The organism is Massilia sp. Root418 (genome assembly GCF_001425265.1).
Lineage (GTDB): Bacteria > Pseudomonadota > Gammaproteobacteria > Burkholderiales > Burkholderiaceae_D > Rugamonas.
This window is the reverse complement of sequence record NZ_LMEC01000020.1, coordinates 975,648-991,630: the sequence shown is the minus strand read 5'-3', so window position 1 is coordinate 991,630 and position 15,983 is coordinate 975,648. Positions and strand designations below refer to the sequence as shown.

Genomic DNA, 15,983 nt, shown 5'->3' with positions numbered 1-15,983 from the left:
GGCCTAGCGCAGCGGGCACTCGGCCATCGGCTCGCCGAGGCGGCGCGCCAGTTCGCCGCGCAGGGCGGTGAGGCCGGCGATGCGCTGGTCTATCTCCGCCATTTTGGCCTGCAGCGCCGCGCGCAGCTGCTCGGCCGACGCTTCCGGCGCGGCCAGCAGCGGCAGGTCGGCCTCGATCTCCTTCAGGCTGAAGCCCAGCTGCTGCGCGGTGCGGATGTAGCGCAGCCAGCCTACCGCTTCCGGCGCGTAGTCGCGGTAGCCATTGGCGCCCCGGCGCGCGCTGAGCAGGCCACGCTTTTCGTAGAAGCGCAGTGTGTCCCGGCTGATGCCGGTGGCGCTGGCAATTTCTCCTATCTGCATATTTTCTCCTTGACCCTGGAGTGTACTCCAGGCTTTAGCATCGGGCTCCATTCATCAAGGAGTCTTTATGCCAAGTCCCGCCGCCTTTCGCCACATCGTGCGCGCCAGCGCCATCTACGACCTTGCAGTCACCGCGCCGTTCGCCACGCCGTGGACCTTCGCGCTGGTGCTGGCCCAGCTATCCGCCGTCAACCAGCTGCTGGGCGGGGCGGCGCTGCCTGCGTTCGGGCCGTTCCACACGCTGATCGCCTGCCTGATGGGCAGCATCGTGCTGGTGTGGTCGGTGCTGCGCATCCGCGACCCGCAACCGCGCTTCGGCCGCTACGACGCCGCCGGGCGGCTGCTGTTCTCGACCTGGATGGCGTGGGCGCTGGCTGCGACGGGGGAGCCCCTGATCTGGCTGTTCCTGCTGCCCGAAGCCGCGTGGTGCATCGTCCAGTGCCTGCCCGTGCGCCGCGCCACATCCAGCGGTGTAATATAGGCAACCTTGTCAAAGCAAGGAGGTACTCATGGCCAGTATCCAGCAAATCGTTCCCTGCCTGTGGTTCGACACCCAGGCGGAAGAAGCCGCCAACTTCTACGTCGGCATCTTCGACAATTCCAGGATCACGCAAATTTCATATTATTCCAAGGGCGGCGAGGAGGGCCACGGCCGCGAGCCCGGCTCGGTGCTGATGGTGGAGTTTGAACTGAACGGTACGAACTTTACCGCCTTGAACGGGGATCCCCGGTTCGCGTTCAGCCAGGCGGTATCGTTCCAGGTGCTGTGCGAAAGCCAGCAGGAACTGGACCGTTTCTGGCTGCACCTGGGCGAGGGCGGCGACCCGGACGCCCAGCAATGCGGCTGGCTGAAGGACAAGTTCGGCCTGTCCTGGCAAATCCTGCCGCGCGTGCTGATGGAGATGCTCAAGGACCACACCGCTTCCCGGACCGAGCGCGTGATGGCGGCGCTGGGCACCATGAAGAAGCTCGATATCGCCGAGCTACAGCGCGCCTACGCCGGCTAGCAGCGCGCGCATGCGCTGCCAGTGCGAGCCCTGCCAGAACACGCCGCCGCACACGTCGCAGCGCACGAACAGCGTGTGCCGGGCGCGCACGGCGGGCGGCAAGGTGTGCTGCACGTCTTCCTTGGCCACGGTGCGCAGCGGGGCATTGCATTGCAGGCAGAGCGTGAACGGGCGCATGCTGCCCGCCAGGTCCAGCCGGCCGGCGATCTCGTGCAGCTGGCGCTCGGGCTTGAGCGCGCGCACGTAGCAGCCGTGCGTGACGCCGCGCCGCTTCAGCAGGTCGCGGTCGCGCGTGAGCACGATGCGCTGCTGCTCGGCGGAGATGACTTCGATCTCGCGGTCGCCGATGTTGTTGTCGTACAGCGTGTCGAAGCCTGCCATGCGCAGCAGGCGCGCCAGGCCGCCCAGGTGGGCGTCTGCGATGAAGCGCAACCCGTGGCCGAGTGTGCGCAGGGGGCGCTCGCGCACCCGCAGCAGGGAGCTGACGTCGAAGGCTTCGAACTTGGGATAGACGGCAACCCGGTCGCCGTCGGCCAGCACGCGCTCGAAACCGCACGATTCGCCGTTCACCAGCACCAGTTCCACTTCGGTGTGCGGCACGCCCAGCGCCTCGATCATGTGCTTGACGGTGGCGGCGCGCGCGCAGGGCGCGTCGAACGCGCGCCGGCGCCGGGCCGGCGGCAGGAAATCGTTGAGTTCTTCGTAGAAGCGGAACGTGGCGGTGACCATGATGCGAGTATCATCTACCCATCCCTAAAAGGAGGCAAGCATGCAAGCGCAACCCCTAATCGCAGTGAGCGACGTCGAAGCCAGCAGCCGCTGGTACCAGGTGGTGCTGGGGGCCCGCAGCGGCCACGGCGGCAAGGACTACGAACAGCTGATGTTCGGCGAGCACATGATTTTGCAGCTGCACCGCTGGGAAGCCCACGGCCACGAACACATGGGCAACCCGGAAGTGCGCCCCTACGGCAACGGCGTCCTGCTGTGGTTCCACACCGAGGACTTTGACGAGGCGGTCGAGCGCGCCGCCTCCATCTCGGCCACGGTGCTGGACGGCCCGCGTGAAAACACCAATGCCTCCCACCGCGAAATCTGGCTGCGCGACCTGGATGGTTACGTGGTCGTCGTCGCCGGGCCGTATGGCGACGTGGGCATGTAGTCCGGATGGCTGGTCAGCGTGCGAACTGCGCGGCCAGGAAGTCTATAAAGGCGCGCAGCTTGGCCGGCTGCTGCTGGCGGCTGGGGTAGTAGGCGTACAGGTCGGCAGAGGGCAGGGTGTAGTCGGGCAGGACTACCTGCAGGCGGCCGCTGTCGAGGTATCTGGCCAGGTCCCACTCGGAACGCAGCAGGATGCCGTGGCCGTCCAGGGCCCAGCCCAGCACCACGTCGCCGTCGTTGCTGGACAGGCTGCCGCGCACTTTCACGGATTCCGATTTGCGGCCCTTGCTCAGGCGCCAGGTTGCGTAGGCGTCGTCGTTCTGGCGGTGCAGGATGCAGCGGTGCCGGGCCAGTTCTTCCGGCGCGGCCGGCGTGCCGGCGCGCTTCAGGTAGGCCGGCGAGGCGCACAGGAAGCGCCGGTTGGACATGATCTTGCGCGCGCTTAGCCGCGTGTCCGGCAGCTCGCCGAAGCGGATGCCCAGGTCGTAGGCTTCCTCCACCAGGTTGATGGCGCGGTCCGTCAACTGCAATTGCACGTCCACTTCCGGGTACTGCTGCGCGAACGCGGACACCAGCGGCGCAATGCTGGTGCGGCCGAACCCCAAGGTGGCGTTCACGCGCAGCAGGCCTTTCGGCGCCGCACGGCTGCTGGACACGGATTCCTCCATGGCGCGGATGTCGGCCAGGATCTGCGTGGCCTGCGCCAGATAGGTCTCGCCTTCGCTGGTGAGGCTGATGCGCCGTGTGGTGCGGTTCACCAGCCGCACGCCCAGGCGCTGCTCCATGAGCATCAGGCGCTTGGTGGCGGCTGGTGGCGTGATGCCCAGTTCGCGCGCCGTCGCGGCCAGGCTGCCCAGTTTGGCCAGCAGCACGAAAAATCCCAGCTCGGAAGTGTCATTCTTCACTTGAAGTAAATAATAAAGTAAATATTGATGAATTATAGCGCTGCTGTTTAAGGCTATGCTGGTTCCATTCCAACCAGGAGAACCAGCATGAAAATCGTCACCATTCTTGAAAAGACCCTGCCCATCAGCTCGCCGATCCGCAACGCCTACATCGATTTCAGCAAGATGACCCTGAGCCTGGTGGCCGTGGTCACCGACGTGATCCGCGACGGCAAGCCGGTGGTGGGCTACGGCTTCAATTCGAACGGGCGCTACGGCCAGGGCATGCTGATGCGCGAACGCTTCATTCCCCGCATCCTGGAAGCCGATCCCGCCGCGCTGGTGAGCGACGACGGCAGCAACCTCGATCCGCACAAGATCTGGAACTGCATGTACACCAACGAAAAGCCGGGCGGCCACGGCGAGCGCTCGGTGGCCATCGGCACCATCGACATGGCGATCTGGGACGCGGTGGCCAAGATCGCCAACAAGCCGCTGTACCAGCTGCTGGCTGAGCGCTACGGCAACGGCACGCCGGACAAGAAGGTGTTCGTGTACGCGGCGGGCGGCTACTACTACCCCGGCCAGAGCCACGAGGCGCTGAAGGACGAAATGCGCAGCTATATCGACCGCGGCTACACCGTGGTGAAGAAGAAGATCGGCGGCGCGTCGCTGGACGAAGACTTGCGCCGCATCGATTCCATCCTGAGCGTGCTGGGCGACGGCCAGAAGCTGGCGGTGGACGCCAACGGCCGCTTCGACCTGGATACCGCCATCGCCTATGCGAAAGCGCTCAAGCAGTATGACCTGTTCTGGTACGAGGAAGCCGGCGATCCGCTGGACTTCGAGCTGCAAGCCACGCTGCGCAGCTACTACGGCAAGCCGATGGCCACCGGCGAGAACCTGTTCTCGATGCAGGATGCGCGCAACCTGATCCGCTACGGCGGCATGCGCCCGGACCGCGACTGGCTGCAGTTCGACTGCGCGCTGAGCTACGGCCTGGTGGAATACCTGCGCACGCTGGATATGCTGCACGAACACGGCTGGTCGCGCACGCGCTGCATCCCGCACGGCGGCCACCAGATGTCGCTGAATATCGCGGCGGGCCTGGGCCTGGGCGGCAACGAGTCCTATCCGGACCTGTTCCAGCCCTTCGGCGGCTTCCCGGACGGCGTGAGCGTGGACCAGGGCTACATCACCATGCCCGACCTGCCTGGCATCGGCTTCGAAGGCAAGTCCAACCTGTATGCCGAGATGCGCGCGCTGAGCGGGCAGTAGTATTCAACAGCCTTCCGATGCAGTTCCGTAGGGCGGGTTAGACCGCAGGCCGTCACCCGCCGTTACGCGGCGTCGTCACGAGCCGGGGCGCTCCACACCTGCTGCGCCACGCGCATCATGTTGCGGCCCATGACCATTTCGATTTCCGTCACCGACATGCCCAGCTTGCGCAGCTCCGGCGCGATGCTGCGCCACACGCTGGGCGGCGTGAAGGTGGCCGGCGAATCGGCGCGGTAGCCGGCCGAGGCGGGCCACCAGTGGCCAGGGTCGAAGTCGCCGGGCGGCGTATCGTCCAGGTCTTTCTGCTGGAAGCAGATGTCGGTGCCGATGCCCACGTGCGCCACGCCCGCCAGTTCGGCGATGTAGGCCACGTGGCGCGCCACGTCGGCCGCGCCCGGGTTGGCGCTGCCGAGGAACCAGGACAGGCCGGATACGCATACCACGCCGCCGGTGCCGGCGCAGGCGAGGATCTGCTCGTCCGTCACGTTGCGGCCGTGCTGCACCAGCGCATAGGCGTTGGCGTGGCTGAAGATTACCGGCTTGGACGAGGCGGCCATGATGTCGAGCGTGCTGCGCACGCTGGTGTGGGCGCAGTCCATCAGCACGCCCGCGTCGTTCACCGCCTGCACCATGCGCTGGCCGAGCGGTGTGAGGCCGTACGGGGTGTCATGGCAGCCGCCGGCCACGCTGTTGTTGCGGTTGTAGGCAAAGTGGATCTGGCGCACGCCCAGCTGGGCGTACAGCGCCACCATGTCCGGCTGGTCCATCAGCGGGATCGAGCCTTCCAGGTCGAAGGTGATGGCCATCTTGCCGTCGGCGGCGGCCTGGATGATGTCGTCCACGGTGGACACCAGCACGTAGCGGTCCGCCTCGGCCGCGATGGTGGCGCGGTAGCCGGCAATCACCGACATCACCTGCGAGACCGGGTTCATGTCGGCGCCCACGTTCAGGGAAACGTAGTTGACCCCGGCGGCGTGCAGCTGCGCCACCGGCGTGAAGTCGGCCTGCGGATGCTGCGGCAGGCAAATGTGGGCGTCCCAGTTGATCATGGCGGTGCATTCAAAATGTTTTTAACTTTATAATATTCCCATGAATACCTGTGGCGGGCAACCTGCAATTCGCATGCGGCATGGCCGGTGGCGTATACTGTCGGGTTCTCCACGCTATACATAACAGGCATCCATGTCTTTTTCCTCGCTAGGCCTCGCGCCTTCGCTGATCAACGCCGTCACTGAAATCGGCTACACCGAGCCGACCGCGATCCAGTCCGCCGCCATTCCCGCCGCCTTGCGCGGGGAGGACGTGCTGGGCGCCGCGCAGACCGGGTCCGGCAAGACCGCCGCCTTTGCGCTGCCGATGCTGCACGCGCTGCTGGCGAAGCGGGGCGCGGCGCGTCCTGCCGCGCAGGGCCTGCATGGCCTGGTGCTGGTGCCGACGCGCGAACTGGCTGCGCAGGTGGGCGAGGCGATCCGCCAGCTGGTGCAGCACCTGCCGGTGCCGGTGAAGGTGTCCATCGTGTTTGGCGGCGTGTCGATCAATCCGCAGATGATGGCGCTGCGCGGCGGTGCGGACATCGTGGTGGCCACCCCGGGCCGCCTGCTGGACCTGATCGAGCACAATGCGCTGGATATCTCGTCCACCGCCACCCTGGTGCTGGACGAGGCGGACCGCCTGCTGGACATGGGCTTTACCGAGGAAATCGGCCGCATCCTGGCGTTGCTGCCGGCGCGCCGCCAGAACCTGTTCTTCTCGGCCACCTTCCCGGGGCCGGTGCAGACCCTGGCGCACCACCTGCTGCGCAATCCGGTGCGGGTGGAGGCGGCGTCGGCGCCGGAGCATGAGCCCGACATCGCGCAGCGCGCCATCGCGGTGGACGCGGTGCGGCGCCAGGTGCTGCTCAAGCACCTGATCAAGGAGAACAAGTGGAGCCGGGTGCTGGTGTTTGTCGCCACCAAGTATGCGTCCGAGCACGTGGCCGAGAAGCTGCGCCGCAACGGTATCCGCGCGGAAGCCTTCCATGGCGATTTCAGCCAGGGCGCACGCACGGAGGTGCTGGCGGATTTCAAGAATTCGCGCCTGCAGGTGCTGGTGGCCACGGACGTTGCCGCGCGCGGGATAGATATTGCGCAGTTGCCGGTGGTGGTGAATTTCGATTTGCCGCGCGCGCCTGCGGAGTACACGCACCGCATCGGACGCACGGGGAGGGCGGGGGCGAGCGGTATTGCGGTCAGCTTTGTGAGCGCGGAAACGGAGGCGCATTTCCGGCTGATCGAGAAGCGGCTGGGGATACGCGTGCCGCGTGAGCAGGTGGCCGGGTTCGAGCCGACCGGGACGGCGCCGGTTGTGCATCCGGCCACGGATACCGTGAACGGCGGCGTCAAGGGGACGCGCAAGAGCAAGAAGGATAAGTTGCGCGAGGCTGCTGCTGCTGCTGCTGCGGATTCGGAATAGCCGCGGGCGGCGCGCGGCGGGTTACGCACCTGCGGTGCTAACCCGCCCTACGTGCATCGCAGCGCCTTCGTAGGGCGGGTTAGGCGTTCACGCCGCTGCAACGCGCGCCGCCGTGCGCCGCCGCGGGCTACTCGGAGGCCAGCGCGATGCGCCTGCGCAGGCGCGCCGCTTCGGCCGTGTCGCCGGCTTTCTCGGCGCGCAGGGCCTGCACGTTCAGCCATGCCAGCAGCGGACGCCGCCAGCCCTGCGCGGACGCGGTGTCTACCGCCGCCGCGATCACTTGCGGCGTGGCGCGGTTGGCGCGGAACACGGCGCCGGCCGCCACCAGCCGCGATAGCGGGTCCTTGATCGCCACCACCGCCGCTCCGGCCGCCACGTCGCTGGCGGTGCCGGCCACCGCGCGGTGCTGCTCCGGCAAACGTCCCGCCTCGGACGGCGGCAGCGTGCCGGCCAGGTAGGCCGCGTATTCGATATCGGCTCCCGCCGCGTCATGCGCGTACTTGTGGAAGCCGGGGCAATCCTCAAACACCAGCGACGCCACCCGCGTGGCGCAGCGCGCCAGTTCCACGCGTATCGCCAGCTCGATATCGCCGGTGCTGCCGACCTGGCTGCGCGCCCGCGCGAACTCGCTTTCCGCTACGCTGTCCTTGCCGCCCAGGTAGGCCGAGGTGGCGCGCTCCAGCGCGCCGTGCGCGTTCATTTTCCAGTCGGGCACCGGCGGGCTGCTGCCGCAAGCCGACAGCGCCAGCAAGGCGGCGAGCGCGCTGGCCAGCGCAGCGCTGCGCGTCATCATCGTCATCGTTATCGTCATGGAAGCTTGATCTCCGTTTCGCGCTTGAAAGGCCATTTGCGGTTGATTTCATTAATGAGCTGCTCGATCTTGCGCAGGTTGGCGTCCACGTCCCCGCGCAGGGCGCCCAGGTCCTGCGTGGCCACGCGCGCATTCGCGCCCACTGCCTGCGCCTCGGCCAGCACGCCGTCCAGCTTCTTCAGGCTGGCGCGCGCGTCCAGCAGCAGGCCGTTCATCTGCACCACCGCCGCCTGGGTGTCGGTCATTACGCCGTTCTTGCCGAACACGCGCGCATCCGCATTGCCCACCAGCTTGTCCGCCTTCACGATCAGCGAATTGGCGTTGCGCAGCAGCTCCTGTGCCTTCTTGTCCTCGCCGGCAATGAAGCCCATCGCACCGCCCGGACCGTTCAGGCGCTCGGTGACGCCGCGCACGTTCTCCAGGCTGGCGCCCAGCGCCGAATCGGCTGCGGTGAGGTTGGTTACGTTCTGCAGCAGTTCCTTGGCCGCGTTCAGCAGGCGCGGGATCTCGGCCGCCACGTCGCCCACCAGCATGTCGCGCACCGCGCCGTCCGGCAACGGCGGGTCGTTGGGGATGCCGCTGAAGGCGCGCAGCTTGGCGCCGCCCACCAGGCCGCGTTCCAGCGTGAAGATGCTGCTGGTGCGCAGCCAGTGCGCGTCCTTGGTCGGCACGTCGATCAGCACGCGCGCCTTGGCGTCCTTGCCCAGTTCGATGCGCTGCACGCGGCCGATGGGGAAGCCGGCAAAGGTCACGTCCATGCCGACGCTCACGCCTTCCGAGTCGTCGGCCGTCAGCACCAGCCTTTGCGTGGGTTCGAAGGCCCCGCGCGCATACAGCAGGTAGACGGCGGTGCCCGCCACCAGCACGAACATTAGCACCAGCAGCATGGCGGCTTTCAGTTCGGCGTTGCGGATGGGGGAGGCTTCGGGGGCCGGGGTCGGTTCGTTCATAGTGTTTCCGGGTTTAATAGTAATTGCCCACCAGGGAGGCGGCTTCGATCAGCAGCAGCACGGAGAACATGCGCACCATGTCGGACAGGCCGTGCACGTGGCGCAGCCTCCAGGAGCCGGCGTGGAAGGACGAGGCGAGCGGGATCAGCCCCACGGCCAGGCTGAAGAAGAATATTTTCAGCACCAGGATCAGCGCCACCGGCGGCGTGAAGATCTGGCCCACCACGCGGGTGTAGCCTTGCAGCGCATAGGGCGTGAAGCCGTAGATGGCCAGGTAGGCCAGGATCAGCGTCAGCACGCAGCTGACGGCGCCCAGCAGCCAGACCGAGAACATGCCGGCCACGGCGCGCGGGAAGAACTCGTCGCGCAGGCCTATCATGCCGGTGACCGTGTTCTTGCCCCTGGACGCGGCGCGCATCTGGGCGAACTCCACGCCGGCCGGCAGCGTGCTGCGCAGGGCCACGAACAGCGCGGTGATCAGGGGGATCAGTTCCAGCACCAGCACCCGCACCACCATCTCCAGCGCATAGCGCGACAGGCCGTAGCTCTGCGAGGTGACCACCACGATGCGGATGATGACAAGGCTGATCAGCGCGGACACCAGGGTAAACCAAGGCAGGTGCGGCGCGCTGCCCAGCACCAGCTGGCGCGCCAGGGCGGGGCGGTGGCGCACGTTGTAGCTGGACGGGGTGAGCGCAAGCGTGGCAACCAGCACGCTGAAGTGCAGCAGCTGCCACCAGCTCACGATCCAGTCCATGGCCCAGCGCTGCATGTCGCGCAGCGGCGCGGAAAATGATACCTGTGTAGTCATGTTGGCAATCTTAGCATCCGCTGCTATTTGCCGGCAGACGATTTGACGGGGAAGGAGGCAATGATGGCGTCCGCCGCCGCCCGCACGCGGGCGCTGCGATTCAGGTCGCTGTGCATCACCAGGTAGACTTCGTAGCTTTGCTCGCGCTCGGGCCAGATGCGCACCAGCTCGGGCGTGGTCTCGGCAATGTGGGTGGCCAGCTCGCCGATGCCCAGGCCAGCCATCACGGCTTCGTGCAGTATCAGGCCGGTGTTCACTTCCATCGCCACGCGCGCGTTGGCCACCGGTTCGCCGCACAGCTTTTCCGCATGGCGCGGGGCCACGCTGTGCTGGTAGATGACGATGTCGTGCCCGGCCAGCGCGTTGCCCTGCGCCGGCACGCCGTGCTTCTTCAGGTAGGCCTTGGACGCATACAGGCCCAGGGTACGGCGGGTGAGGTGGCGCGAGATCAGGTCCGGGCTGTCCGGCCGCACGGTGCGGATGGCCAGGTCGGCTTCGCGCCGCGTCAGGCTGGAGAGCTGGGTGGAGGCGCTCAGCACGATGCGGATGTCCGGGTGGCGCACGTGCAGGCGCTGCATGGCGTCGATCACGAAGTGGGCGGCCATGGTGTCCGAGGTGGCCACGCGGATGGTGCCGGACAGGCGGTTGTCGATGCCCTGCATTTCGCGCTGCAGGCGGTCGGCGGCGGTTTCCATCTGCTCGGCGGCGCTGGCGGCCAGGTCGCCGGCCGGCGTGGCCACGTAGCCGCCGGGCGTGCGCAGGAACAGCTTGGCGTTGAGCGATTTCTCCATCGCGGCCAGGCGGCGGCCCACCGTGGCCTGGTCGATGTCGAGTTGCGCCGCCGCGCCGCGCAGCGTGCCGGCGCGGTGGATGGCGAGGAAGATGCGGGCGTTGTCCCAGTCCATGGCGGTCCCTGTGATGCATTTTTGCAGCGGAGTGCTGATGTTATGCGTGTTTACTGCATTCCGCAAGCAGCCTACGATGCGGGAAACATGTATTGGAGCTGAAGATGACGAACCATTCAAACCGGGCCGCGGCTGCCGTTGGCATGGCCGCAGCCGGCGCGGCGCCGCAGCAGGCTGCAGCGCGGCCTGCAAGCACGCTCACCTTGCTCACCCTGGCCATCGGCTTCGTGATGGCGATGGTGGACCTGACCGCCGTCAACACCGCGCTGTCCGACATCGCGCGCGACCTGTCGGTGCCGGTGTCCGGCCTGGTGTGGGTGGTGGACGGCTACACCCTGACTTTCGCTGCCCTGTTGCTGGCCGGCGGCGCGCTGGGCGACCGCATGGGTGCGCGCAGCGCCTACATTGCGGGCCTGGGCGTGTTCCTGTTCGGCTCCGTCCTGTGCGCCGTTGCCCCCGGCGGGGCGGCGCTGACGGCCGCGCGCCTGCTGCAAGGCGCGGGCGCCGCGCTGTTCCTGCCCAATTCGCTCAGCCTGCTTACGCACACCTTCGAGGACGACAAGGTGCGCGCGCGCATGGTCGGCACCTGGTCGGCCATGGTGGGCGCCTCGTCGGCCGTCGGGCCGCTGGCGGGCGGCATCCTGGTGCACGCATTCGGCTGGCGCAGCGTGTTCTGGGTGAACGTTCCGCTCGGCCTGCTCGGCATGGCGCTGGCGTACCGCCTGATCCCGGCGGTCCAGCCGCAGCCACGGCCGCTGTCGCTGCTCAGCCACGGGCTGGGCGTGCTGGCGCTGGCCGGGCTGAGTTTCGTGCTGATCGAAGGCCCGGTGCTGGGCTGGACGTCGGCGCCGCTGCTGGCGGGCGCGGCGGCCACGGTGGTGTTCGCGGCCGTGCTGGTGCGGCGCGAGCGGGCAATCGCCCATCCCATCCTGCCGCGCGCCTTGCTCGGCAACGGCAGCTTCGCGGCTGCCAATGCCACCGGCTTCCTGATCAACCTCGCTGTATTCGGCCAGCTTTTCCTGCTGAGCCTGTACATCCAGGCGCGCGGCGCGGACGCGCTGCACACCGGCTACACGCTGCTGCCCATGATGGCCGCCTTCACGCTGGGGAATTTTTCGTCCGGCCGCATCTCCGCCCGGGTGGGGCTGCGCCTGCCGCTGGTGGCCGGCCTGTCCGCAGGCGCGGCGATGGGCGCGCTGCTGCTGGCGCTGGCCTGCTGGATGCCGGCCATGCCGCTGGCGCTGATGCTCGCGGTGATTGTGCTGATGAACGTGGCGGTCGGCGTCGCCATCCCCGCCATGACCGCCACCGTGATGCAGGTGGCCGGCAAGGCCTACTCGAACAGCGCGGCCGCCGCGCTCAACGCCAACCGGCAGATCGGCGCGCTGGTGGGCGTGGCGCTGATGGGCACCGTGATCCACGCGCTGCCCCTGTGGAGCGCGCGCCTGCCGGTGGCGTTCGGCGTGGCGGCGCTGGCGTTCGCGGCGGCGGCCATGCTGGTGCACCGCCATGTGCACCTGCCGCGTTAATGCGGCGTGGCCTTGCTGCGCCACGCGACCATCTCGGCGATGGTGAGGATAGGCATGCCGTGCAGTTCGGCGAAGCGTTCGATGTCGCCGCCGCGCATCATGGTGCCGTCCGGGTTCATCAGCTCACACAGCACCGCCGCCGGGGCCAGGCCGGCCATGATGGCCAGGTCCACCGAGCCTTCGGTGTGGCCTTTGCGCGCCAGCACGCCGCCCGGCGTGGCGCGCAAGGGGAATACGTGGCCGGGCCGCACCACGTCCTCCGGCCTGGCGCCGGCCGCCGTGGCGGCGCGGATGGTGGCGACGCGGTCGGCCGCCGAGACGCCGGTGGTGACGCCGTGCCGCGCTTCGATCGATACCGTGAACGGCGTGCCGTAGCGGCTGCCGTTGTCCGCCGCCATCGGCGGCAGTTCCAGCTCGCGCACTTTCTCGGCCGTCAGGCACAGGCACACGATGCCGCTGCATTCGCGGATCATCAACGCCATGGTTTCGACGGTGAGCTTGTCGGCGGCCACGATCAGGTCCGCTTCGTTTTCGCGGTCGAAATCGTCAAGCAGGATGACAGGCACGCCGGCCCGCATGGCCGCCAGCGCGGACTGGATGCGGCCGTCGAGATCGGGACTGGCCAGGGTGTACTGATGGGGGAATTGATGGACTAACATGTGAAACGCTCCTCGCATAAAGTTGGCGAAAAACGCGACAGGGCAAGCGACGACGCGCGGCTGCCCGTCTCGATCGCTCGATAGGGCAGCCGCGTTGCAGCGCACATCTTCTTTCATCCGGACTGTGACCGTCGGCCCTGGAATTGCACCAGATCTGCTGACCTTGCGTGAGCAAGCGCTCGCGGGCTTGACCGTTGCCGGTTTTACCGCCGGTGGGGAATTTCACCCCGCCCCGAAGACGTATTGATTAGTAAATGCCTCTACAATGAGGCCAGGCGATTGTAGCGGAAATAGCCAAACTTCGTGTATTGTGGCAACTTACTCAATATCATCTTGCTAAGTGTGATTATTTTGAAATTGCGCGCCGCGCGCGCCACCGCGGCTGTCCTGGGCGCCTTGCTGCTGGTTTCTCCTGTCGTGTCGCGCGCCGGAATCGACCCGGCCGCACCCCTGCCCATGGCGCAGGACATCAAGGCCGGCACGCTGCCCAACGGGCTCACTTACTACATCAAGAAAAATGCCAGGCCGGCGAAGCGGGTGGAACTGCGGCTGGTGGTGAAGGCCGGCTCGATACTGGAAGACGACGACCAGCGCGGCCTGGCCCATCTTACCGAGCACATGGCCTTCAACGGTTCCACGCATTTCAAGCGCCATGAACTGGTGTCCTACCTGCAGTCCATCGGCGTGAAGTTCGGCGCCGACCTGAACGCCTACACCAGCTTCGACGAAACGGTCTACACGCTTCCGCTGCCGCTCGACAAACCGGAAGACCTGGACAAGGGCTTACTGGTGCTGGAGGACTGGGCGCACGGCGTGGCCTTCAACGACGCGGACATTGAAAGCGAGCGCGCCATCGTGCTGGAGGAGCTGCGCCTGCGCGGCGCCTCGAAAAGCGCACGGGAGCTGATGGCCAGGCGCTTCAACAGCGCCCGCTACGGCGACCGGCTGCCCGGCGGCACCGTGGAGTCGCTGCATGCCTTCACGCCGGACGCGGTGCGGCGCTTTTACCGCGACTGGTATCGGCCTGACCTGATGGCCGTGATCGTGGTGGGCGACATCGAACCGGCCGCGGCGGAAAAGCTGGTGCGCCAGCACTTCGGCAAGCTCACCGGCCCCGCCGCGCCGCGCACGCGCAGCTACGTGGCCCTGCCTCCTTATGCAGCCAGCGAGGCGCTGGTGCAGCGCTACAAGGAAAGCCCGACCAATACGGTGACGATCAGCTATTCGGCCGAGCGCCGCCATCCGGACAGCACCATGGCCGACTACCGTGAGCGCGTCATCGAGCGGCTGTACATGTCCATGCTGTCGCTGCGCCTGGCCGAACTGGCGCAAAGCGCCAATCCGCCTTTCATCCAGGGCACCAGCGGCAGGACCGCGCTAGCACATGGCTACCGCGTGTTCCAGTCGACGGCGGTGCTGGGCAAGGGCGGTGCGCAGCCGGCGGTGGCCGCGCTGGTGCAGGAGAACGAGCGCGCGCGCCGGCATGGCTTCACGGCGGCGGAGCTGGATCGCGCCAGGAAAGGCATGCTGAATGCGGCGCAGGTGCGCTACCAGGAGCGCGACACCATCAATTCGGTCGCCGTGGTGGCGCCCTTGATCCGCCATTTCCTGTTGGGCGAGGCGGTTCCGGGGCCGGCCTATGAATTTGAGTTCCTCAATGCGCTGCTGCCCGCCATTACGCTCGACGAGGTGAACGAGGCGGCACGCAAGGCGCTGCCTTCGGGCCAGGCCAGGCTGGTGGCCTACAGCGGCGACGACCGCGGCGAGACGCGGGCGCCCTCGCGCGAAGCGCTGCTGGCGGCGGCCGAGGCGGCCGAGGCGGCGCCTGTGCAGCCGCTGGCAGAGAAGGTGTACGCATCGAGCCTGATGGCGTCGCCGCCCAAGCCGGGCGCCATTGTCAAGGAAGCGGTCAATCAGACGCTGGGGACCACCGAGCTCACGCTGGAGAACGGCGTGCGGGTGGTGCTCAAGCCGACCGCCTTCAGGAACCAGCAGGTGCTGCTGGGCGGCTTCCGGCCCGGCGGGCAGTCGCTGTACGATGCGGCCGATTTGCACAGTGCGCGCCTGGCCAGCAGCATCGTCGCGCAGATGGGGGTGATGGACTATGCGCCGCTGGAACTGGGCAAGGTCCTCGCCGGCAAGACGGTGCAGGCGGGCCTGTCCATCAATGAGCTGTATGAAAACGTGAATGCCAGCGCTGCCACGGGGGAAGTGGAAACCATGCTGCAGCTGGTGCATCTGCGCTTCACCCGTCCGCGCAAGGATGAAAACCTGTTTGCCACCTACGTCGCCCGGCAGCGCGAGCAGGCACGGTCGCGCGCCGCCAGTTCGGAGGCGGTATTCAGCGACAAGGTGATTGGCGCCATGTACGGCGACCATCCGCTGCTGGCGCGCCTGATGCAGCCGGCCGACTACGACAAGCTGAAACTGGAGCGCGTGGCGCAGATCTACCAGGAACGCTTTTCCAGCGCGAAGGACTTCACCTTCGTGATGGTGGGCAGCTTCGAGGTGGACAAGGTCAAGCCGCTGCTGGCGTCCTACCTCGGCAGCCTGCCGGTGGCCGAGGTGCCTGCCGCCTTCCGCGACCGTGGCATGCGCCCGGCGGCCGGGGTGATCAAGACCGATATGTACCGTGGCGCCGAGCAGAAGAGCCGGATCAGCCTGCGCTTCACCAGCGAGGCGCCGTATTCGGCCGACGAGGCGATGCGCGTGCGCGCGCTGGCCGAGGTGCTCACCATCCAGCTGGTGGACGTGCTGCGAGAAGAAAAGGGGCTGCTGTACACGGCCAGCTTCACCGGCAAGATGAGCAAGCAGCCTTACGGCCAGGTGGCGTTCAGCGCCGACCTGCCGTGCGCCTCGGCCAGCGTGCCGAAGGTGCTTGCCGCCACCATGGAGCTGCTGAAGAAAATGCAGGACCAGGGCCCGGACCCGGCCGACCTGGCCAAGGTCAAGGCCAACTGGAGCGCTGCGTACCGCCGGGCCCTGGAGGAGAACGGCTACTGGCTGAACGGCCTGCTGGCCGCCTATGCCAACGGCACCGATCCCGCCATGCTGCTGGGCGACGAGGAGCGCATTGCCGCGATCACGCCGGAAGGCCTGCAGGCTGTGGCGCGGCGCTACATCCGGTTCGACAATTACGTACAGGCGGTCCTGTACCCGGAAACGAAGTAACGCATACGA

The 15,983-nt window shown here is 67.3% G+C and carries 16 protein-coding genes and 1 riboswitch; of the genes, 7 read left to right on the top strand and 9 right to left on the bottom strand.

Annotated elements, in window-relative coordinates:
* Positions 1 to 3 precede the first annotated feature (3 nt).
* On the bottom strand, positions 4 to 360 hold the full coding sequence (locus tag ASC94_RS16705; RefSeq protein ID WP_056397026.1) for a MerR family transcriptional regulator: 357 nt from the start codon (positions 358 to 360) through the stop codon (positions 4 to 6).
* Between the two features lie 67 nt (positions 361 to 427).
* On the opposite strand from ASC94_RS16705, the gene ASC94_RS16700 reads away from it, so the two are divergent.
* Together ASC94_RS16700 and ASC94_RS16695 are read left to right on the top strand one after the other, a co-directional pair.
* Complete coding sequence (locus ASC94_RS16700) at positions 428 to 841, top strand: hypothetical protein (RefSeq protein WP_056397023.1); 414 nt, start codon at positions 428 to 430, stop codon at positions 839 to 841.
* Positions 842 to 869: 28 nt separating this feature from the next.
* Complete coding sequence (locus ASC94_RS16695; protein ID WP_056397020.1) at positions 870 to 1,367, top strand: VOC family protein; 498 nt, start codon at positions 870 to 872, stop codon at positions 1,365 to 1,367.
* On the opposite strand, the gene ASC94_RS16690 is transcribed toward ASC94_RS16695, so the two are convergent.
* Complete coding sequence (locus ASC94_RS16690) at positions 1,344 to 2,096, bottom strand: Mut7-C RNAse domain-containing protein (RefSeq protein ID WP_056397017.1); 753 nt, start codon at positions 2,094 to 2,096, stop codon at positions 1,344 to 1,346. The genes ASC94_RS16695 and ASC94_RS16690 overlap by 24 nt on opposite strands.
* A gap of 40 nt (positions 2,097 to 2,136) precedes the next feature.
* Here ASC94_RS16690 and ASC94_RS16685 point away from each other — a divergent pair, with 40 nt between their 5' ends.
* Positions 2,137 to 2,526: a VOC family protein gene (locus ASC94_RS16685; RefSeq protein ID WP_056397015.1), complete on the top strand. Its 390-nt coding sequence runs from the start codon at positions 2,137 to 2,139 to the stop codon at positions 2,524 to 2,526.
* A gap of 13 nt (positions 2,527 to 2,539) precedes the next feature.
* Here ASC94_RS16685 and ASC94_RS16680 read toward each other — a convergent pair whose 3' ends face one another.
* A complete protein-coding gene (locus tag ASC94_RS16680; protein WP_056397013.1) occupies positions 2,540 to 3,430 on the bottom strand; it encodes a LysR family transcriptional regulator in 891 nt (296 codons plus the stop codon).
* A gap of 87 nt (positions 3,431 to 3,517) precedes the next feature.
* Here ASC94_RS16680 and ASC94_RS16675 point away from each other — a divergent pair, with 87 nt between their 5' ends.
* On the top strand, positions 3,518 to 4,687 hold the full coding sequence (locus tag ASC94_RS16675) for a mandelate racemase/muconate lactonizing enzyme family protein (RefSeq protein ID WP_056397011.1): 1,170 nt from the start codon (positions 3,518 to 3,520) through the stop codon (positions 4,685 to 4,687).
* 62 nt (positions 4,688 to 4,749) lie between these two features.
* Here ASC94_RS16675 and ASC94_RS16670 read toward each other — a convergent pair whose 3' ends face one another.
* Positions 4,750 to 5,736, bottom strand: coding sequence for a dipeptidase (locus tag ASC94_RS16670; RefSeq protein ID WP_056397008.1), 987 nt, complete (start codon positions 5,734 to 5,736; stop codon positions 4,750 to 4,752).
* Positions 5,737 to 5,869: 133 nt separating this feature from the next.
* Between ASC94_RS16670 and ASC94_RS16665 the strand changes: the two genes are divergently transcribed.
* On the top strand, positions 5,870 to 7,138 hold the full coding sequence (locus ASC94_RS16665; protein ID WP_056397006.1) for a DEAD/DEAH box helicase: 1,269 nt from the start codon (positions 5,870 to 5,872) through the stop codon (positions 7,136 to 7,138).
* A 127-nt stretch (positions 7,139 to 7,265) separates the two neighbouring features.
* On the opposite strand, the gene ASC94_RS16660 is transcribed toward ASC94_RS16665, so the two are convergent.
* The 4 genes from ASC94_RS16660 to ASC94_RS16645 are packed head-to-tail and all read right to left on the bottom strand — an operon-like array spanning position 7,266 to position 10,615.
* Positions 7,266 to 7,949, bottom strand: coding sequence for a hypothetical protein (locus tag ASC94_RS16660; protein WP_229417300.1), 684 nt, complete (start codon positions 7,947 to 7,949; stop codon positions 7,266 to 7,268).
* Positions 7,946 to 8,899, bottom strand: a complete 954-nt coding sequence (locus tag ASC94_RS16655) for an MlaD family protein (protein WP_056397001.1) — start codon at positions 8,897 to 8,899, stop codon at positions 7,946 to 7,948. Before ASC94_RS16655 ends, ASC94_RS16660 begins: the two co-directional genes overlap by 4 nt.
* A 13-nt stretch (positions 8,900 to 8,912) precedes the next feature.
* On the bottom strand, positions 8,913 to 9,710 hold the full coding sequence (locus ASC94_RS16650; protein WP_056396997.1) for an ABC transporter permease: 798 nt from the start codon (positions 9,708 to 9,710) through the stop codon (positions 8,913 to 8,915).
* Between the two features lie 23 nt (positions 9,711 to 9,733).
* On the bottom strand, positions 9,734 to 10,615 hold the full coding sequence (locus ASC94_RS16645) for a LysR family transcriptional regulator (protein ID WP_056396995.1): 882 nt from the start codon (positions 10,613 to 10,615) through the stop codon (positions 9,734 to 9,736).
* A gap of 104 nt (positions 10,616 to 10,719) precedes the next feature.
* On the opposite strand from ASC94_RS16645, the gene ASC94_RS16640 reads away from it, so the two are divergent.
* Complete coding sequence (locus ASC94_RS16640; RefSeq protein ID WP_082616646.1) at positions 10,720 to 12,144, top strand: MFS transporter; 1,425 nt, start codon at positions 10,720 to 10,722, stop codon at positions 12,142 to 12,144.
* Here ASC94_RS16640 and ribB read toward each other — a convergent pair.
* Complete coding sequence (gene ribB, locus ASC94_RS16635; protein ID WP_056396989.1) at positions 12,141 to 12,803, bottom strand: 3,4-dihydroxy-2-butanone-4-phosphate synthase; 663 nt, start codon at positions 12,801 to 12,803, stop codon at positions 12,141 to 12,143. The two genes, ASC94_RS16640 and ribB, sit on opposite strands and share 4 nt — an antisense overlap.
* Before the next feature lie 101 nt (positions 12,804 to 12,904).
* A riboswitch (FMN riboswitch) is annotated at positions 12,905 to 13,047 on the bottom strand.
* A gap of 98 nt (positions 13,048 to 13,145) precedes the next feature.
* Here ribB and ASC94_RS16630 point away from each other — a divergent pair.
* Positions 13,146 to 15,974: a pitrilysin family protein gene (locus tag ASC94_RS16630; RefSeq protein WP_229417299.1), complete on the top strand. Its 2,829-nt coding sequence runs from the start codon at positions 13,146 to 13,148 to the stop codon at positions 15,972 to 15,974.
* Positions 15,975 to 15,983: the final 9 nt, after the last annotated feature.